The following is a 17,514-nucleotide window of genomic DNA, read 5'->3' as shown; positions in this document are numbered from 1 at the left end:
TGCTCCCGGTCGGGACCGTAGGCGGCTATGGATGGCCGCCTTCGAGCGCTCATGGACGACTCGAGCGTGTCCCGACCGGGACCGCCACCCGCCCCTCCTGAACGCTGCGAAAACAGCGACTCTACCCCGTGCCTTCGTCGATCAACTCGCGCAGCACCCAGCCGGCGGCGGTCAACCCGAAGAGGGCCGGGAGGAAGGAGATGGTGCCGTTCACCGAGCGGGCCCGGCCGGAAACCGCACCGTCGATCGGGCGGTGCTCGGTGCCCTTGCGCGGCACTTCCAGGGAATAGACCACCGGGTAGTCGAGGCTCGCGCCGAGGCGCCGCAACTGCTTGCGCAGGATCCTTGCAAGCGGGCAGACCCGGGTCTCGGCGAGCAGGCCGACCCGGATCAGCGTGGGGTCGATGCGCCCCCCTGCCCCGACGCTGGAGATCACGCGCTGGCCATGCGCCTGGCAATGGGCCACCAATGCGGCCTTGCAGGCGATGGAGTCGATGCAGTCGAGCACGTAATCCACATCGCCGGGGACCAGCTCCGGGATGTTGTCCGGCCGCAGGAATTCCGTGACGGTCTGCACGCGAATCGCAGGATCGATGTCCGCGATCCGCCGTTGCATCACCTCGGTCTTCGGTTCGCCCACCGTAGACCGCAGCGCCACCAGCTGCCGGTTCAGGTTGGAAGGCGCCACCTGGTCGTGATCGAGCAGCGTGATCCGCCCGACCCCGGCCCGCGCGGTCGCCTCCGCGGCATAACTGCCCACACCGCCCAGTCCGGCGATCAGCACGTGCCGGCGGCGCAGGGCCGCCAACGCCTCCGCACCGAGCAGCAGACCGGTGCGTTCGGAAAAGGGATCAGTGGCCAGCGACATTTCGAGATCTCAGCGCACCGGCGTGTGAAGGGAGCCGGGCGGACTGGCGTTCGCGGGTGTCGGCAGCATGGATGCTGCCGTCAAGCCTACAGGGATGCATTCATGGCGTCCCGCGAACGCCAGTCCGCCCGGCTCCCAGCCACGAAGCTTTCGCATCCACCACCGGCGCAGGATCATCAAGCCACGTCCGGAAGAGCGAGAATCCGTCGCGCGTTGGCGGCGGTCTGCTCCGCCACCTTCGCGACCGGGACCCCCCGCAGTTCGGCCACGCAGGCGGCGATCTCGGGCAGGAAGGACGGCTCGTTGCGTTCGCCGCGGTGGTGCACCGATGGCTGGTCGGGCGCGTCGGTCTCCAGCACCAGCGCCTCGTCCGGCAGGCCGGCGACCAGCTTGCGCAACCGGTTGGCGCGGGGGTAGGTGACCGGCCCCCCGAAGCCGAGACAGCAGCCCTGACCCAGCGCCTGGTCCGCCTGCTGGCGGCTGCCGGAGAAGCTGTGGATGATCCCGGTCAGTCCCGGCCGCTGGCGCAGCGCCTTCAGCACGTGGTCGAGCGCGCGTCGGGCATGGATGATCACCGGCAGGCGGTGGTTCAGCGCGACATCGAGCTGCGCGGTGAACAGCCGCCACTGGCGCTCCCAGGCGGCACCACTGGCGATGTCGTCCACGTAGCCGTCGAGCCCGATCTCGCCGACGGCCACCGCGGGATGTTCCGCGAGCCAGGCGTCCAGCGCCTCGACATCGGCCTCGGCGTGGGACTCCAGGTAGACCGGGTGCAGACCGTAGGCCGGAAAGAGATCGCGGTGCCCGGCGACGAGTTGCGCAAGCCCTTGCCAATGGGCGCGGGTGATCGCCGGCACCACCTGCGCGGCGACGCCGGCCGCGCGGGCACGCGCGAGCGCCTGGTCGCGGTCGGCGGCGAATTCCGAAACGTCGAGGTGGACATGGGTGTCGATCAGGGGCATCGGTGCGAATGCGGGCTGCATGCCGGAATTCTAGCAGGGGGCCTGAACCGGAGCGGGCAGCAGGCCAATACTCGAGGACAGTGGGCCGTGGGAACGAAAGAACGGGGACAGATTCATAAATCTGTCCCCAGTGCACCGGCTTCAGGGAGAGGGGTAGGTGTAACGGGCGTGAATCGCCTCGATCGCGTCGAGGACATCGTCGTTGAGCTGGACCTCGACACTGGCGATGTTCTCGGCCAGCTGATCCAGCCGGGTCGCTCCCACGAGGTTGCTGGTGAGGAAGGGCTGCCGGTTGACGAAGGCCAGCGCCAGCTGCGCCGGGGTCAGCCCGTGTTCCCGCGCCAGCTCGGCGTAGGCCTCGGTGGCGGCGACACCCTGCGGATTGCTGTAGCGGGAAAAGCGTTCGAACAGCGTCAGTCGCGCCCCCTCAGGCTGAACGCCGCCCAGGTACTTGCCGCTCAGCATCCCGAAGGCCAGCGGTGAGTAGGCGAGCAGACCGACGTCCTCGCGGATCGACATCTCGGCAAGCCCGGATTCGAAGCTGCGGTTGAGCAGGTTGTAGGGGTTCTGGATGCTCGCCACCCGGGGCGCGTTGCCCTGCTCCGCCGCGCGCAGCCACTGCATCAGGCCCCAGGGGGTCTCGTTGGAGATCCCGATGGCACGAACCCGTCCGTCCCGCACGAAGTCCTCGAGCACGGCCGCGGTCTCCACGATCGGGGTCGCGTCCTCGTCGGGCACGTGCTCGTAGCCGAGCTGGCCAAAATAGTTCGTGGACCGCGCGGGCCAGTGGACCTGGTACAGGTCGACGTAATCCGTCTGCAGCCGCTCGAGGCTGCGCTGCAGCGCCTCTTCCATCTGCTCGCGGACGAGCCGTGGCCCGCCGCGCAGCCAGGGCATGGAATCGGCCGCGCCGGCCACCTTCGTGGCCAGCACCACCTGCTCGCGGCAGCGACGCGCGCGCAACCAGGCGCCGATGTAGGTCTCGGTGCGGCCCTGGGTCTCGGCCCGGGGCGGCACCGGGTACATCTCGGCCGCGTCGATCAGGTTGACCCCGCGCTCCAGTGCGTAATCGAGCTGTTCGAAGGCCTCGGCCTCGGTGTTCTGCTCGCCCCAGGTCATCGTGCCCAGGCCGATCAGGCTGACCTCGATGCCGGTGCGGCCCAGCGGACGGTATTGCATGCGGTCTCTATCCTCGGTGAGATTCAGGTGAACAGCGTCAGCACGCCCGTGTAGCCATAGAGGCGGTTCGCGAAGATCTCGCCATTGGCGAAGAATCCGACCAGCGGGATATCACCGAGCGCGTCCTGCACGATCCCGATCTCGGTGCCCTCATCCCCGAACTGGTGCCGTCCGCGCCCGACACAGCTGACATAGACGGCCCCGCGGATTCCGTCCGTGTGCCGGCTCCGGATGTCGTCCACCATCCGCTCCAGGTCCTCCCGTGCGGCCTGACCGTCGCGCCGCACGAAGAGTACGTGCTGCGCCTGGTCCAGCATCTCGCCGACCGCCAGCAGGTCGCGGTCCAGGTCGATGCCGATGATGTTGCGGACGCGATAGTCGCCGGTGTCGGAGCCCGGGATGGGCAGGCCGATGTGGATGTATCCGAGCGCGCGGCGCAGGTCGCGGGCCAGCACGTCCCCGATGACCTCGCGGAACACCGTGAGCGCCGGGCGCTCGTCCAGCTTCACGATGATGTTGCGCCAGGTCTCCGTGAGCCGATGCTGTCCCGGCAGCGGCGAACATCCCTGGGTGTGGCGCGCCGCCAGCGGCACGCTGTCACGCAGTGCCAGCCCGGACACCCCGCCCGACAGCACCGCGTCGGCGAACTGGACCACCTCGCCCTGCCCCGAGCTCACGCCGCCGGTGGCGAACCAAGCGGTCTCCTGGTCGATGCGCGTCAGCAGGTCCTCCAGCCCCGCGAACGCGGGATCCGCATGCAGGAGCAGCCGACCCGCCTGGCCGGGTTCCAGGAAACCCGCGAGCTGCTCGCGGAGCGACTCGAAGGAGTCAACCGGATCCCGGATCAGGCGGAAGTCCTCCGGCCTCAGTTCACCCACCATGGCCACGGCCGCGGGTGTCTCGTAGAACTCCTCGCGCCCGCCGATCAAGGCCATCCCCGCGCACCCGGCCCACTGCTGGACGCCGGTGGCCGCGCGCAGGGCGTCCAGCAGCTCCGATCCGTGCCGGGCCATCGAGTCCGACAGGTACAGGAGGCCGATCATGGACCCATTGCGCTGCCCGGTGCCCGCCTCGGCCAGGTCCGCGGCCAGCTCCGTCGCCAGGGCCCGGGGGTCGCTGCCGCTCGCCGACGCGAATCGGAATGGCGATGATCCCCTCATCCCGCGATGTGCTCCAGCATGCTCAGTGCCTCGTTGTCGGTCACGGATATGCCCCGGAGGACCTCGAACCGCCCCGGCGGGTTCCCGAAGCGCAGTCGGGCATGGTGCCGATCCTCCAGTTCCTCGAGGAACCAGGCGATCTCCGAGGGATGGATGGCCCTCCCGCCCCGTTCAAGATGCCGCAGCAGGATGTCTTCCTCGCGGATGCAGAGCAGCAGGGGCTGCGGAAGATCCAGCGGCAACACGTGGGTCTGCACCAGCCATTCGACCGGCGTCGGCCGTGACGCCGGCAACCGGCGCGAGTCGAACCGGAAGTGACCGCCACCGCCCGGCTGCTTCAGGAGTTCCTCGAGCCACTCCGGCGGAAAGCCCCGGTGCACGATCAGGCTGCGCCCGGTGAAGCGGGCGCGAAACTGTTCCAGCTGTCTTGACGGACGCGGGGCCAGGAAACCGAACACCATCGATCCTCCGGAACTGCGGTCGCCGCATCCTAGTCGACCCGGGTCGAACACGAAAAAGGCCCCGCTCCAGCGGGGCTTGGGGAGAACGCCGTCAGCCGCGGCGCGCGAGTATGTCGTGGATGATCGGTGCGAGGATGATCTCCATCGCCAGGACCATCTTGCCGCCCGGCACGACCAGGGTGTTCGGTCGCGACATGTAGGAGTCGTGCAGCATGTTCAGCAGGTAGGGGAAGTCCACACCGAAGCGCTTGGGATCGCTGAACCGGATCACCACCAGGCTCTCGTCGGGCGTCGGAATGTCACGCGCGATGAAGGGGTTGGAGGTGTCCACCGTCGGCACCCGCTGAAAGTTGATGTGGGTGCGCGAGAACTGCGGCGTGATGTAGTTCACGTAGTCCGGCATGCGCCGCAGGATGGTATCGACGATCGCCTCCGCGCTGTAGCCGCGCTCCTCGTTGTCGCGGAAGATCTTCTGGATCCACTCCAGGTTCACGATCGGTACCACACCGATGCCGAGATCGACGTGCCGGCCAACGTCGATGTCGCCGTGTGCCGCCAGACCGTGCAGGCCCTCGTAGAACATCAGATCGGTATCCGGCTCGATATCCTCCCACGGGGTGAACTCGCCCGGCCCCAGGCTGGTGCCAAGGCGCTGGTTGTGGAACTCCGCCTCCTCCTCGGAATGAAGGTAGTACCGCTTCTGGCCCTGACCGGTCTCGCCGTAGGTCTGGAACAGCTCTTCGATGCGGTCGAAGAGATTCGCCTCGGGGCCGAAATGCGAGAAGTAGCGGTCACCCTCGGCCTCGGCCGCCTGCATCGCCGTGCGCATCGCCTTGCGGTCGTAGCGGTGGAAGCTGTCACCCTCGATCACCACCGGCTTGATCTTCTCGCGCTGGAAGATGTAATCGAAGGATCTTTTCACTGTGGACGTGCCGGCACCCGAAGACCCGGTGACGGCTATGACGGGGTGTTTCTCTGACATGGTCTATCTCCTCGACAAGTGGGGCCGGGGCCGGCGATCAACTCGATCCGCGCAGCCCCGGGACTGAAAATCGGGCCCGCATCACCGTGACCGTTCCATCTCCCCAGCCCGATACGCCGGGCATCCTGCCCTTTGCCCTTCGGGCCCGCCACCGGCGGATCGATCCCGCGGACGGGAGAGGGGGAGCCGGAACGCGCATCGCGCTGAGTTCCCTCTAAGCATAGCGAATGGGCCATGCGGAAAGTTCGGCATCGGATCGCTTCGCCGGGCACGCCGGCGCCGCACGGGGCAAGTGTGCAATAGCGTGGCTGTTCCTGCACTCGCCCGCCTTGCGCCGAGGCGTCTGGCTGCGCTCCATGGTGACCGTCCGTTCCGCACGGCCCGTCAGAACACCACATTGAGCATGATCATGGCCACGATCATGAACACGATGGTCATCACGCTGCCGGCCCTCAGGTAGTCAATCACCCGGTATCCGCCCGGACCCATGATCAGGGCGTTCACCTGGTGCGTCGGAATCAGGAAGGAGTTGGAGGTGGCGATGGCCACGGTCAGCGCGAATATTCGGGGATCGGCCTCCATCCCCGCCATTTGCGCCGCGAGTGCGAAATTGATGGATAGCGGAACCAGCAGCACGGTGGCGCCGACGTTGGACATCACGAGGGTGAAGAAGGTCGCCAGCGCGAAGATCGTCGCCTGCAGCACCCAGGGAGAGACCTCGCCCAGGATCCCCAGCGTGTTCTGCGCGATCCACGCGGCCGTGCCGGTGTTCTCGACCGCGGCGCCGAGCGGGATCAGGCTCGCCAGCAGAAACACCGTCTTCCAGCTGACCGCGCGATAGGCATCGTCGATCTCGATCACCCCGGACAGGATCATGCCGAGGGCACCCGTCATCAGCGCGGCCGAGAGCGGCAGCCCGGTGAACAGGATCAGGCTCAGCGCAACCACCAGGAAGAACAGCGCATGAGGAACCTTGCTCGGCCGCAGCCGCTCGCGGGGGTAGTCGCTGGTGACCACCACGAAGTCCTGGTCGTCCTCCAGCCGGGCCAGCGATTCCCAGTCGCAGTGGACAACCAGGGTATCGGTGGGCAGCAGCGGCACGTCGCGCAGCCCCTCGCGGATCGGTTCCTCTCCGCGCTGCAGGCGCAGCACCGAGAGACCGTAGGTGCGTCGCATCGCCACCTCGGTGACGGTCTTCCCGATCAACCGCGAACCGGGTGCGATCACGATCTCCGCGATGCCCGACTTGCTCGGCGCCATCGCGTTGGCAAAGACCTGGAGCTCGCGCCGCGGCCGGACACCGGTGTGGTCGACGAAATGGGCCAGCCTGTCAGAAGAACCCAGCACCGCGAGGTCCGCGCTGCCCTCGATCTCGTACCCGCTCCAGGGCCCGATGCGCAAGTCGCCCGCGACATGGCTGCCGATGATGACCACGCCGAACTTGTGCTCGACCTCGGCCACGGTGAGACCGGCGATGTCACTGTCACGGGTGACACGGACCTCGCGGGTCTCGTAGTTCAGCCCGTAGACCCGGCGGAAATAGTCTGCGGTGGTCTCGCCGGCGCCGGACAGGCTTGGGGCCGAGGGCAACACGAAGCGGCCCAGCAACAGGAAATACACAATGACGCTCGCGAGCAGCGCCAGGCCAATCGGTGTCACGTCGAAGAGGCTGAACGGCTCCATGCCCTCGGGAAGCAGGTCGTTCAGCAGGATCAGCGGGCTGGAACCGACCATGGTGATGGTGCCCCCGACGATCGCAGCGAAACCCATCGGCATCAGCAGACGCGACACCGGGATGTCCAGCCGGTTGGAGATCCGGCTCATCACGGGCATGAACAGGGCCGCGGCGCCGATGTTCTGCATGAAGCTGGAGATGATGCCGACCGTGCCCGAGACCGTGGGAATGATCCGCTTCTCCGTGGTGCCCCCGAACCGCATGATGAAGCCGGCGACCTGGTGCATCACCCCGGTGCGGTCCAGCCCGGCACCGATGATCATCACCGCGATGATGGCGATCACCGCGTTGGACGCGAAACCGGAGAAGAGCTGATCCAGCTCCGTCAGGTCGGACAGACCGGGCACCAGGCTGAGCAGCCCGAGCAGCACCATCACGGAGATGGCGGCGACATCGACCCGCACGATCTCGGACACGAACAGGAAGACCGTGAAAGCCAGCAGCGCGAGCACCACGATCATCTCCGTGGTAAGCGTCAGATTTTCCATGATCTTCCCGGTTTCCTGGCTGTGCCGGCCCTGCGTGCCGCGAGCGGGTTCGGCTGGATGTCTCCCGGCCGTGGCGGGCACGGGGCGGGGACCAGATGACTGACCCGGCGGCCTGTTCCGGGTCCACCGCGGTCGCCCGAGGCGGCGCCACTGGCATCCCCCGGAACGGCCCGAGGCCCCAACAAACTGCCGGAAAACCGTTGATTATTTCATCAGGCAGGCCCCGAAGCAAAGCGCCGCGTGGCGGGCGGCTGCCGGTCGCTGCAGAGGTGCCGGCGCACCGTGCCTCGGGTATTCTGGGATCATCCCGGCAGATCTGGAGGCGCGTGATGACGGAGGACCTGTCGCCCGTTGGGCGCTTCGAGACGATTGTGCTGGCCACGGAAGGTTCGGAGTACAGCGCAGCGGCGGAGGCCGTGGCGCTGGAAATGGCGCGCCAGTGCGGTGCACGCCTCCTGGTGACCCGGGTCGTGCTGACCAACCCCGAGTACGAGGCGCTGGTGCCGGACCGGGTCCAGAAGGCCGAGACCGAGGCGCAGAAACAGATCGAGCGGATCGCGGAAGACGCAAGGGCCGCAGGCATCCGCGCCGAGACCGTGCTGCAACAAGGCTCCGATCCCCATCACGAAGTCGTCCGCGTCGCCAACGACAGACACGCCGACGTGATCGTGATCGGGCGGCGTACCCGCAGCGACCTCGCCCGCATAATGGTCGGCGACTCCACCGCCAAGGTGATCGGCCTTGCCAGTTGCAGCGTCCTGGTCGTTCCGCGGGACACGAAGATGGCGGAGAAGGGCATCCTGGTCGCCACGGACGGCTCGCGGCTGGGCGATGCGGCCGCCTACTCTGCGGTGCGACTCGTGGGCAAGTGCAAATTGCCGCTGACGGTGATCAGCGTGGTCGCGGAGGACAGCACCGCCGAGGACCGGTCGCAGGCGCAGGCCGCAGTGGACCGCGTGCGGAAGGAGGCCGCGGGCGAACAGGTCAAGGTCGAGGCGATGCTGCGGGAGGGTGCGCGGCCGGATACCGTGATCATCACGACCGCGAAGCACCGGAATGCCGACATGATCGTGGTCGGCAGCCACGGCCGCACGGGGCTCAGCCGCCTGATGATGGGCAGCGTGTCAGAGCGCGTGATTGGCCGTGCCGACTGCCCGGTGCTGGTGGTGAAGGCCTCGATGTAGGGCGGGCGCAGGGCCCGGGTCGTCCTCACCGGGTGCCCGCGACCTCCGCACGCCGGTAGAGCAGGTCGCAGACCCGGTGCCCCCGGCGCTCTCCGCGCCGCTCGAAGCGCGTGGCGGGCCGGGAGGGCGGTCGCGAGCCCAGTGGCTGCGGTCCTTCGGGGAGAAACAGGTCGGCGCACGCCGCCATCACGTCCTGCATCTGGCGCGCATAGTCCTCCCAGTCGGTCGCAAGGTGGATGTGCCCGCCCGGCCGCAGCCTGGAGGCCACCAGCCGGACGAAAGCGGACTGGATCAGGCGGCGCTTGTGGTGCCGCTTCTTGTGCCACGGATCGGGGAAGAAGATCTGCACGGTGTCGAGGCTCGCCGGCGGGATCCGGGTTTCCAGGACCTCGACCGCGTCGTCGTTGAAGACCCGGACGTTGCGCAGGTCCCGGCGTTCCAGCTCGCCCAGCAGGTGCCCGACCCCGGGCCGATGCACCTCGATTCCGATGAAGTCCCGTTGCGGCATCCGCTCCGCCTGCCAGAGGAGACTCTCGCCATTGCCGAAACCGACCTCGAGGGTCACCGGGGCGTCGCGCCCGAACAGCGCGGGCAGGTCCACGGGATCGTGTCCGGGAGCCACCCCAAAGCGGGGCCAGAGGCGCTCCAGGGCACGCTGCTGCCCTGCGGTGATCCGCCCACCCCGGCGCACGAAGCTGCGCACCCGCCGGGTTCCGCCAGCGGGATCCTCCGGGGCGGCGGCGTTCACGGCTTCAGGTAAAGAAGTAGCCGGTTTCCGGGGACGATGCACTGGCGTGCCGCCGAGGCACCATTCGCCCCGCCAGGTAGGACTGCCGCCCCGCGATGATCGCATGCCTCATGGCGCCCGCCATCAGCACCGGGTCTCGCGCCGCCGCGATCGCGGTGTTCATCAGCACGCCGTCGCAGCCCAGTTCCATGGCGATGGCGGCGTCGGATGCAGTGCCCACGCCCGCATCGACCAGCACCGGCACCCTCGCGTTCTCCACGATCTCGCGGATGTTGTAGCGGTTCTGGATGCCGAGTCCGGAACCGATCGGCGCGGCCAGCGGCATGACCGCCTGGCAGCCGACCTCCTCCAGGCGCCTCGCCAGCAGCGGGTCGTCGGTAGCGTAAACCATCACGTCGAAGCCCTCGGCGACCAGGGTCTCCGCGGCCGACAGGGTCTGGAAGACGTCGGGATACAGCGTCTTCTGATCCCCCAGCACCTCCAGCTTCACCAGGTTGTGCCCGTCGAGGAGCTCCCGGGCCAGCCGGCAGGTCCGGACCGCCTCCTCGGCGGTGTAGCAGCCGGCCGTGTTGGGCAGCAGCGTGTAGCGATCCGGCGGGACCACGTCCAGGAGATTCGGCTCCCCCGGGGTCTGTCCGATGTTGGTACGCCGGATCGCCACCGTGACGATCTCGGCACCACTGGCCTCGATGGCCAGGCGCGTCTGCTCGAGGTCACGGTACTTCCCCGTGCCCACCAGCAGGCGCGAGGAGAAGGTACGATCGCCGACCCGGAAGGTGTCGGCGGTGTCGGTCGCAGCCACAGGATTCATGCCGGTCCCTGCCGTTGTGAAATGGGTTTCAGCCGCCGCCGATGGCCTGAACGATCTCCACGCGGTCCTCCGGCGACAGACGGAATGCGCCGTGCTCGCTGCGCGGCACCAGTACGCCGTTGACCTCGATCGCCAGCCGGCGTCCCTGCAGATCCAGTGCCGCCACCAGATCCGCAAGCGTCGGCGCGCCGCCGCTGTCCCGCGGCACTTCGAGAGCATAGGCTTCGCCATTCAGGTAAATCTGCATGGGGTCTCCAGCGCATTGAGTGCCGGGCACCGAGCGCATACAATCAGGGCGCGCAGCGGGTGTAGTTCAATGGCAGAACGGGAGCTTCCCAAGCTCTTAATGTGGGTTCGATTCCCATCACCCGCTCCACCTTCCACCGCTCCCGCCTGCTCAGCGTCATGGCGACGATTCTACCACCCGTGAACCGGTCGCCGCGATCGGCGCCGCGCACGGACCAGCCGCCTGAATGGGAACTAGACTTTGTCTAACCCCCTGCTATACTAGGGAATCATGACGGTGCCTTCCATCACTGAACAAATCACCCGCGAGCAGGCTCAGGCGCTGCTCGCACGCCACGGTATTGCGCCGACGGAGCAGCGGCTGGAGATCGCCCGGCTGCTGTTTGCGCAGCACCAGCACCTGAGCGCCGAGCAGATCCTCGCCCAGCTCAGCCGAAACTCCGCGCGGGTGTCCAAGGCCACCGTGTACAACACCCTGAACCTCTTCGCGGAGACGGGCCTGGTGCGCGAGGTCGTGATCGATTCGGCCAAGCGGTTCTACGACTCGAACCCCGACCCGCATCACCACCTCTTCCACACCGACACCGGTGAGCTCGAGGACGTGGCCCCGGCGCAGGTGCAGATTGCCGGGCTGCCCGGTCTTCCGGACTCCCGCGAGGTGCTCGGCGTGGACGTCGTGATCCGGGTGGGTCCGCGGCACACGGACTGACGGCCCGGGCTTGGTGTCGAGCCGACGGCTCGGCTATCATGCGCGCCACGCCGACGTAGCTCAGCTGGTAGAGCAGCCGATTCGTAATCGGCAGGTCCGCAGTTCGATTCTGCGCGTCGGCACCATTCCCGCCAGCGCCCTTCAACCCCGCGCCGCCGGTGAGCCGCCGCGATGTCGCTCAGACTCGGCGCAGAGCCTGCGGAAGCGAGAAGGTCACGTTTTCCTCGATGCCGGGAGCCTCGACCACCTCGTCGACGCCCTGGTTGCGCAGGAACTCTATCAGTTCGTTCACCAGGACCTCGGGGGCCGATGCCCCGGCGGTCACGCCAATGCGGCGCCTTCCCGCGAGCCACTGCGGGTCCACGTCGGCGGCCCCATCCACCAGGTGGGCCTCGATGCCGGCACGCGTACCGATCTCGCGCAGACGGTTGGAATTGGAGCTGTTCTTCGAGCCGACCACCAGCAGTAGATCGCAGTCCGCCGCAAGCACCTTCACCGCGTCCTGGCGGTTCTGGGTGGCATAGCAGATGTCCATCTTCCTTGGACCCGCGATCGCCGGGAAGCGTGTGCGCAGCGCATCGATGATCCCCGCGGTGTCATCCATCGAGAGGGTGGTCTGGCTGACATAGGCCAGCGTCTCGGGGTGCCGGATCTCCAGTCTTTCCACATCCGCCGGGGATTCCACCAGCACCATGCGTCCCCCGTACCGCTCGTCGAACTGCCCGAGCGTCCCCTCGACCTCCGGATGCCCGGCATGCCCGATCAGCACCACCTCGCGGCCCTCCCGCGCATACCGGGACACCTCGATATGCACCTTTGTGACCAGCGGGCAGGTGGCATCGAAGACCGTGAGTCCGCGTTGCCTCGCCTCTTCCTGCAACCGTTTCGGAACACCGTGGGCCGAGAAGATCACGACCCCTCCGTCAGGGACTTCGTCGAGCTCCTCGACGAAGACGACGCCGGCGGCCCGGAGGCGGTCGACGACGTGCCGGTTGTGCACGACCTCGTGGCGCACATACAGAGGCGCCCCGTGGATCTCGAGCGCGCGTTCGACAATGTCGATGGCGCGCTCCACGCCTGCGCAGAAACCCCTCGGATTCGCGAGCTGCAGCTCCATGGCGTCAATCCCCGCTGCCGTGTGCGTCGATGGCTCCGTCGCCGTCGATGTCGAGGATCTCCGCGATGAAGAGGAACGGCTGTCCCGCCAGGGGATGATTGAAGTCCACGGTCACGGTCCCCTCCCCGACATCGACAATGCGGCCGGGAATGGCGTCGCCAGCCGGGGTGTTGAATTCGTAGATCATGCCGGACTCGAGCGGCATGCCATCGGGGAACGCGGCGCGCTCCATTTCCTGCACCGCGCTCTTGTCGGGGAAGGGGAACACGCTTCCGGGCGCGATCGCAAATTCCCGTTGCGCGCCCGTCTCCAGGCCCAGAAGGTGCCGCTCCAGCCCCGCCTCGAGCGTGCCGTCGCCGAGCACGAACTCCAGCGGCTCGTTTCCGGAACTGTCGACCACGAAGCCGCCCTCGAGCTGCAGGCTGTAGTGCATCCGCACCCGGCTGCCCTGCGTGATCGCCGTCATGACCGAGGCCTCGAGTCGATCGGGCACTGCTCGGCACACATCGCGATCACCAGGCACAAGGCCCCGACCGTGATCGCTGCATCGGCGATGTTGAACGCGGGCCAGTGCAGCCCGGCATAGTGGAAATCGAAGAAGTCCACGACCATCCCCACCCGTAGCCGGTCCACGAGATTGCCGATCGCTCCCCCCAGGATCAGACCGAGCGAGACCACCTGCAGCCAGGCCTGGCGTGGCAGACGCGCGAGCCAGCCGACGACCAGCAGCCCGACGCCCACCGCAACCAGTGACAACACCCAGCGCTGCCAGCCGCCCGCCGTGCTGAACAGGCTGAAGGCGGCCCCGGGGTTGTAGACCAGGGTCAGGTTGAAGAAGCTGGTCACCTCAATCGGGGCATAGAGGGTCAGGGTCCGTTCGGCCCAGAACTTGGTGGCCTGGTCGAGCAGCAGGACCACGGCCGCCACGCCCAGCCCCGGAAAAAGACCACCGCCTACCCATAGCCTCATGCGAAACGCCTCTCTTCTCCCGGCCCGGTGATGTTCTCCACGCAGCGCCCGCACAGCTCCGGATGCCCGGCGTGGGACCCGACGTCGGGACGCCGGTGCCAGCAGCGGACGCACTTGGGATGCCCGCTCTTGCGTACCACCACGAACAGGTTCGAACCGTCTTCCAGCACCACCGGGACGGCGCCCTCGGGCGGCGGACCCGACAGCACGCGCGCATCCGAGGTGATCAGCACGAACCGCAATTCGTCACCCAGCCGCTGCAGCAGCCCCGCCACATGCCCTCCCACATGGAGGTCGATCTCCGCATTCAGCGAGCCGCCGAGACCCTGCTCGTTGCGCGCGGCCTCCAGCGCACGCGCCACGTGGGTACGCACCTCGAGGATACGGTCCCAGTCCGCGGTGGAGAACACCGCGTCCGCATCCAGCGGCCGCAGGCCGGCGTACCACTGCGAGAACAGCACGCTCTCCGGGCGCTGCCCGGGCAGCAGCGTCCAGATCTCCTCCGCGGTAAAGCTGAGAATCGGCGCGATCCAGCGCGTGAGCGCCTCCGCCACGTGGTACAGCGCGGTCTGCGCCGAGCGCCGCGCCCGACTCTCGGCCGGCGTGGTGTACTGGCGGTCCTTGATCACGTCCAGGTAGAAACTGCCAAGCTCCACCGAACAGAAGTTGTGCACGCGCTGGTAGATCTGGTGGAACTGATAGGTGTCGTAGGCGGCGATCACGCGATCCTGCACGCCGAGGGACCGGTCCACGATCCAGCGGTCCAGCGGTAGCAGCTGGTCCATCGGCAACGCGTCGCGCGCGGGGTCGAAACCGTTGAGGTTGGCCAGCAGGAACCGGGCGGTGTTGCGGATGCGCCGGTAGGCGTCCGCTGTGCGCTCGAGGATTCCCTGCGAGATCGCCATCTCTCCGGAGAAATCGGTCGCGGCCACCCAGAGACGCAGGATGTCCGCACCGAGGGTTGACACGACCTGCTGTGGCGCCACCACGTTGCCGCGCGACTTCGACATCTTCTCGCCATTCTCGTCCACGGTGAAGCCGTGGGTGAGCACTGTCCGGTATGGAGCGACCCCCTGCATCGCGACACTGGTCAGCAGGCTGGACTGGAACCAGCCCCGGTGCTGGTCGGAACCCTCCAGATAGAGATCCGCCGGCAGGCCGAGCTCCGGCCGCATCCCGGTCACCGTGAAGTGGGTGACCCCGGAATCGAACCAGACGTCCAGCGTGTCCCCGAGCTTCAGATAACGCTCCGCCTCCTCGTGACCGAGCAGCTCCTTGGGGTCGAGCGCAAACCAGGCCTCGACACCCTCCTGCTCCACCCGCCGGGCAACCTCCTCCAGCAGCTCCGGCGTGCGCGGATGGAGGCGTCCGGATTCCCGATGCACGAACAGTGGAATCGGCACGCCCCAGTTGCGCTGACGGGAGATGCACCAGTCCGGGCGGTTTTCCACCATCCCGCGGATTCGCGCCTCCCCCCAGTCCGGAAGCCAGCGCGTGTCTCCGAGCGCGCGCAGCGCATCCTCGCGCAGGCCCGCGCGGTCCATGCTGATGAACCACTGCGGGGTGGCCCGGAAGATGGTGGGCGTCTTGTGCCGCCAGCAGTGCGGATAGCTGTGGCGAAACTTCTCGACCACCACCAGGTTGCCGCACTCGCGCAGTACGTCGACCACGTGGGCATTCGCCTGGTGTACGTTCTCGCCGGCGAAGAAGGGGGTGTCCGGAAGAAAGCGGCCATCCGGTCCCACCGGATTGTCGACAGGCAGGTCGTAGCGCTGACCCACCACGTAGTCGTCCTGACCGTGCCCGGGTGCGGTGTGCACGCAGCCGGTGCCCGATTCGGTGGTCACGTGATCGCCGAGGATCACCGGCACGTCGCGCTCCTCGAAGGGGTGGCGCAGGACCAGACCCTCCAGGCTGCTCCCCTCGGCCCGCCCGACGATCGTTCCGGCACCGAGCTGGTAGCGCTCGCGACAGGCGCCAAGCAGCTCCTCCGCCACCAGCAGACGCTCATGCTCGAACTGGACCAGCACGTAGGTCAGCGCCGGGTTCAGCGCCACCGCCTGGTTCGCCGGCAAGGTCCAGGCGGTGGTGGTCCAGATCACCACGCTCACCGGCCCCTCCGAATCCCCGTGGAGGTCCATCCGCCGCAGCAGATCGATCTCGTCGGTGACCTGGAAACGCACGTCGATCGCCAGCGAGATCTTCTCCTCGTACTCCACCTCGGCCTCGGCCAGGGCGGATCCGCAGTCCACGCACCAGTGCACCGGCTTCTCGCCCATCTGCACGTGCCCGCGCTCCATGATGCGCCCGAACGCGCGGATGATGTCCGCTTCGATGCGGTAATCCATTGTCAGGTAGGGACGATCCCAGTCGGCCAACACGCCGAGACGCTGGAAGTCCGCGCTCTGGCCGGCCACCTGTTCCGCCGCGTAGGCGCGGCAGGCGGAGCGGAAGGTCGCGGGATCCACGTCCCTGCCCGCCTTGCCGAGGTTCTGCTCGACCTTCAGTTCGATCGGCAGCCCGTGGCAGTCCCAACCCGGAACGAAGGGGGCGTCGAAACCGGACAGCGTCCGGCTCCTGGTGATGAAGTCCTTCAGGATCTTGTTCACCGCGTGCCCGACATGGATGGAGCCGTTGGCGTAGGGGGGGCCGTCCGCGAGCACGAATCGGGGACGTCCGGCGCAGTGCTCGCGCAGGCGCGCGTAGCGGCCGGCGGCGGTCCACTCGGCCAGCCACTGCGGCTCCCGCGTCGCAAGGTTCGCCCGCATCGGAAAGGCGGTCTCCGGGAGGTTCAACGTGTCCTTGTAGGGGTTCGGCGGGGCCGGTTTTCTTGCCATGAGGATTCCGGTGCGCCGGTCAGGCCGGCTGCTGCAGTGATGGGTTCGCGAACACGGCCCGCGCCGCTTCGACGTCGCGGGCGATCTGCGCCTTCAGCGCATCCAGGGACTCGAAGCGCTGTTCGCCGCGGATGGAGGCCAGCGGCTCGAACCGCACCAGCTTGCCGTAAAGCTGTGGAGATGCACCCAGTGCGTGGGCCTCGAGCCGCTGCTCGGTGCCCGCGACGGTCGGGCGCCAGCCGATGTTGGTGACGGACGGAAAGACCTCGCCGTCCCGGGTAAACAGCCAGCCGGCGAAGACGCCGCGCAGGGCCATCGGCTGCGGACCGAGCCGCACGTTGGCGGTCGGAAAACCGATCAGCCGTCCCCGCTTGTCGCCGTGGGAGACCCGCCCGCAGATGCCGTAGCGGCGCCCGAGCAGGTCCTCGGCCTGGTCGAAGTCGCCGGCCTGCGCGGCCGCGCGGACCCGGGTGCTGCTGATCCTGCCCTCTCCGTCGGACAATGTGGGGGTCGACGCAACGCTGAAGCCGAGGTCCGCACCCATGCGCTCGAGCAGCGCATAATCGCCGCCGCGACCCTTTCCGAAACGGAAATCGTCACCAACCAGCACATGGCGCGCACCCAGGGTCCGGTGCAGCACCTTCTCCACGAACTCCTCCGCGGGAACGCTCGCCAGCGACCTGCCGAACCGCATCAGCCAGACCGCGTCCAGCCCCGTGGTGCGCAGGAAGTCGATCCGGTCGCGAAGCCGCTGCAACCGCCCCGGCGCCTTCTCGGGCGCGAAGAACTCCAGCGGCAGGGGCTCGAAGGTGATCAGCACGGAGGTCGTGCGCAGCTCCGCGGCGGCCGCGAGCAGACGCGCAACCACCGCCTGGTGACCGCGATGGAAGCCGTCGAAATTCCCGATGGTGACCGCCGCCTCCGAAAAAGCCGGTTTGCGATGGTCCACGCCGCGCAACAGCCGCATGGTGTCATGTCCGCGCAAAAGCGGGAATTATACCCCGCGTCCGCCGCGACCACACCCGGCACGGCGTCCAGGGGCCCAGCGTCCCCCGGAG

17 protein-coding genes and 2 tRNA genes are annotated in these 17,514 nt (G+C 67.8%); 4 read left to right on the top strand and 15 right to left on the bottom strand.

The genetic code is table 11. The annotated features are described in order from the left end of the window. Positions 1-121: 121 nt before the first annotated feature. From ACESMN_RS06960 to ACESMN_RS06930, 7 genes are all read right to left on the bottom strand, one after another. Positions 122-868: a ThiF family adenylyltransferase gene (locus ACESMN_RS06960; RefSeq protein WP_373052868.1), complete on the bottom strand. Its 747-nt coding sequence runs from the start codon at positions 866-868 to the stop codon at positions 122-124. 176 nt (positions 869-1,044) lie between these two features. Further along, positions 1,045-1,830, bottom strand: a complete 786-nt coding sequence (locus ACESMN_RS06955; RefSeq protein WP_373052887.1) for a TatD family hydrolase — start codon at positions 1,828-1,830, stop codon at positions 1,045-1,047. A gap of 141 nt (positions 1,831-1,971) precedes the next feature. Further along, positions 1,972-3,009: an NADP(H)-dependent aldo-keto reductase gene (locus tag ACESMN_RS06950; protein ID WP_373052867.1), complete on the bottom strand. Its 1,038-nt coding sequence runs from the start codon at positions 3,007-3,009 to the stop codon at positions 1,972-1,974. A gap of 23 nt (positions 3,010-3,032) precedes the next feature. Next, positions 3,033-4,169, bottom strand: a complete 1,137-nt coding sequence (locus tag ACESMN_RS06945) for an FIST C-terminal domain-containing protein (protein ID WP_373052866.1) — start codon at positions 4,167-4,169, stop codon at positions 3,033-3,035. Continuing rightward, positions 4,166-4,627 (bottom strand): hypothetical protein, encoded by a 462-nt coding sequence (locus ACESMN_RS06940; protein ID WP_373052886.1) that lies wholly within the window; start codon positions 4,625-4,627, stop codon positions 4,166-4,168. Before ACESMN_RS06940 ends, ACESMN_RS06945 begins: the two co-directional genes overlap by 4 nt. A gap of 94 nt (positions 4,628-4,721) precedes the next feature. Further along, complete coding sequence (locus ACESMN_RS06935) at positions 4,722-5,612, bottom strand: phosphoribulokinase (RefSeq protein WP_373052865.1); 891 nt, start codon at positions 5,610-5,612, stop codon at positions 4,722-4,724. A 384-nt stretch (positions 5,613-5,996) separates the two neighbouring features. Next, positions 5,997-7,835 carry an SLC13 family permease gene (locus ACESMN_RS06930; protein WP_373052864.1) on the bottom strand — a complete coding sequence of 613 codons (1,839 nt, stop codon included), beginning with the start codon at positions 7,833-7,835 and terminating at the stop codon, positions 5,997-5,999. A 329-nt stretch (positions 7,836-8,164) separates the two neighbouring features. Between ACESMN_RS06930 and ACESMN_RS06925 the strand changes: the two genes are divergently transcribed. Further along, a complete protein-coding gene (locus ACESMN_RS06925) occupies positions 8,165-9,019 on the top strand; it encodes a universal stress protein (RefSeq protein ID WP_373052863.1) in 855 nt (284 codons plus the stop codon). A 25-nt stretch (positions 9,020-9,044) separates the two neighbouring features. On the opposite strand, the gene trmB is transcribed toward ACESMN_RS06925, so the two are convergent. The 3 genes from trmB to thiS are packed head-to-tail and all read right to left on the bottom strand — an operon-like array spanning position 9,045 to position 10,825. Then, positions 9,045-9,767 carry a tRNA (guanosine(46)-N7)-methyltransferase TrmB gene (gene trmB / locus ACESMN_RS06920; protein ID WP_373052862.1) on the bottom strand — a complete coding sequence of 241 codons (723 nt, stop codon included), beginning with the start codon at positions 9,765-9,767 and terminating at the stop codon, positions 9,045-9,047. Positions 9,768-9,771: 4 nt separating this feature from the next. Next, a complete protein-coding gene (locus tag ACESMN_RS06915; protein ID WP_373052861.1) occupies positions 9,772-10,578 on the bottom strand; it encodes a thiazole synthase in 807 nt (268 codons plus the stop codon). Between the two features lie 28 nt (positions 10,579-10,606). After that, positions 10,607-10,825 (bottom strand): sulfur carrier protein ThiS, encoded by a 219-nt coding sequence (gene thiS, locus ACESMN_RS06910; RefSeq protein ID WP_373052860.1) that lies wholly within the window; start codon positions 10,823-10,825, stop codon positions 10,607-10,609. Positions 10,826-10,880: 55 nt separating this feature from the next. On the opposite strand from thiS, the gene ACESMN_RS06905 reads away from it, so the two are divergent. The 3 genes from ACESMN_RS06905 (at position 10,881) to ACESMN_RS06895 (ending at position 11,658) form a co-directional block, all read left to right on the top strand. Continuing rightward, a tRNA-Gly gene (locus ACESMN_RS06905) sits at positions 10,881-10,954 on the top strand. A gap of 141 nt (positions 10,955-11,095) precedes the next feature. Beyond that, on the top strand, positions 11,096-11,533 hold the full coding sequence (locus ACESMN_RS06900; RefSeq protein WP_373052859.1) for a Fur family transcriptional regulator: 438 nt from the start codon (positions 11,096-11,098) through the stop codon (positions 11,531-11,533). Positions 11,534-11,582: 49 nt separating this feature from the next. Continuing rightward, positions 11,583-11,658 (top strand) — tRNA-Thr (locus ACESMN_RS06895). A 53-nt stretch (positions 11,659-11,711) separates the two neighbouring features. Here ACESMN_RS06895 and ispH read toward each other — a convergent pair. Genes ispH through ACESMN_RS06870 form a run of 5 tightly spaced genes read right to left on the bottom strand, consistent with a single transcriptional unit; the run spans position 11,712 to position 17,423 of the window. After that, entirely contained in the window at positions 11,712-12,650 is a 939-nt protein-coding gene (gene ispH, locus ACESMN_RS06890; protein WP_373052858.1) for a 4-hydroxy-3-methylbut-2-enyl diphosphate reductase, read from the bottom strand. Positions 12,651-12,654: 4 nt separating this feature from the next. Next, entirely contained in the window at positions 12,655-13,116 is a 462-nt protein-coding gene (locus ACESMN_RS06885) for a peptidylprolyl isomerase (RefSeq protein ID WP_373052857.1), read from the bottom strand. Beyond that, positions 13,113-13,619 carry a signal peptidase II gene (gene lspA / locus ACESMN_RS06880; protein WP_373052856.1) on the bottom strand — a complete coding sequence of 169 codons (507 nt, stop codon included), beginning with the start codon at positions 13,617-13,619 and terminating at the stop codon, positions 13,113-13,115. Before lspA ends, ACESMN_RS06885 begins: the two co-directional genes overlap by 4 nt. Further along, positions 13,616-16,456 (bottom strand): isoleucine--tRNA ligase, encoded by a 2,841-nt coding sequence (gene ileS / locus ACESMN_RS06875; protein WP_373052855.1) that lies wholly within the window; start codon positions 16,454-16,456, stop codon positions 13,616-13,618. Before ileS ends, lspA begins: the two co-directional genes overlap by 4 nt. 19 nt (positions 16,457-16,475) lie before the next feature. After that, positions 16,476-17,423: a bifunctional riboflavin kinase/FAD synthetase gene (locus tag ACESMN_RS06870; RefSeq protein ID WP_373052854.1), complete on the bottom strand. Its 948-nt coding sequence runs from the start codon at positions 17,421-17,423 to the stop codon at positions 16,476-16,478. Between the last annotated feature and the right edge of the window lie 91 nt (positions 17,424-17,514).

The sequence above is a fragment of the Thioalkalivibrio sp. genome, from assembly GCF_041690275.1.
Lineage (GTDB): Bacteria > Pseudomonadota > Gammaproteobacteria > Ectothiorhodospirales > Ectothiorhodospiraceae > Thioalkalivibrio.
This window is presented reverse-complemented; position numbering and strand designations above follow the sequence as displayed.

Excerpts from the sequence above, each read along its gene's own strand:
- ACESMN_RS06960 (WP_373052868.1), bottom strand. The coding sequence starts at position 868 with ATGTCGCTGGCCACTGATCCCTTTTCCGAACGCACCGGTCTGCTGCTC.
- ACESMN_RS06955 (WP_373052887.1), bottom strand. The coding sequence starts at position 1,830 with ATGCCCCTGATCGACACCCATGTCCACCTCGACGTTTCGGAATTCGCC.
- ACESMN_RS06950 (WP_373052867.1), bottom strand. The coding sequence starts at position 3,009 with ATGCAATACCGTCCGCTGGGCCGCACCGGCATCGAGGTCAGCCTGATC.
- ACESMN_RS06945 (WP_373052866.1), bottom strand. The coding sequence starts at position 4,169 with ATGAGGGGATCATCGCCATTCCGATTCGCGTCGGCGAGCGGCAGCGAC.
- ACESMN_RS06935 (WP_373052865.1), bottom strand. The coding sequence starts at position 5,612 with ATGTCAGAGAAACACCCCGTCATAGCCGTCACCGGGTCTTCGGGTGCC.
- ACESMN_RS06930 (WP_373052864.1), bottom strand. The coding sequence starts at position 7,835 with ATGGAAAATCTGACGCTTACCACGGAGATGATCGTGGTGCTCGCGCTG.
- ACESMN_RS06925 (WP_373052863.1), top strand. The coding sequence starts at position 8,165 with ATGACGGAGGACCTGTCGCCCGTTGGGCGCTTCGAGACGATTGTGCTG.
- ACESMN_RS06915 (WP_373052861.1), bottom strand. The coding sequence starts at position 10,578 with ATGAATCCTGTGGCTGCGACCGACACCGCCGACACCTTCCGGGTCGGC.
- thiS (WP_373052860.1), bottom strand. The coding sequence starts at position 10,825 with ATGCAGATTTACCTGAATGGCGAAGCCTATGCTCTCGAAGTGCCGCGG.
- ACESMN_RS06900 (WP_373052859.1), top strand. The coding sequence starts at position 11,096 with ATGACGGTGCCTTCCATCACTGAACAAATCACCCGCGAGCAGGCTCAG.
- ispH (WP_373052858.1), bottom strand. The coding sequence starts at position 12,650 with ATGGAGCTGCAGCTCGCGAATCCGAGGGGTTTCTGCGCAGGCGTGGAG.
- ACESMN_RS06885 (WP_373052857.1), bottom strand. The coding sequence starts at position 13,116 with ATGACGGCGATCACGCAGGGCAGCCGGGTGCGGATGCACTACAGCCTG.
- lspA (WP_373052856.1), bottom strand. The coding sequence starts at position 13,619 with ATGAGGCTATGGGTAGGCGGTGGTCTTTTTCCGGGGCTGGGCGTGGCG.
- ileS (WP_373052855.1), bottom strand. The coding sequence starts at position 16,456 with ATGGCAAGAAAACCGGCCCCGCCGAACCCCTACAAGGACACGTTGAAC.
- ACESMN_RS06870 (WP_373052854.1), bottom strand. The coding sequence starts at position 17,423 with ATGCGGCTGTTGCGCGGCGTGGACCATCGCAAACCGGCTTTTTCGGAG.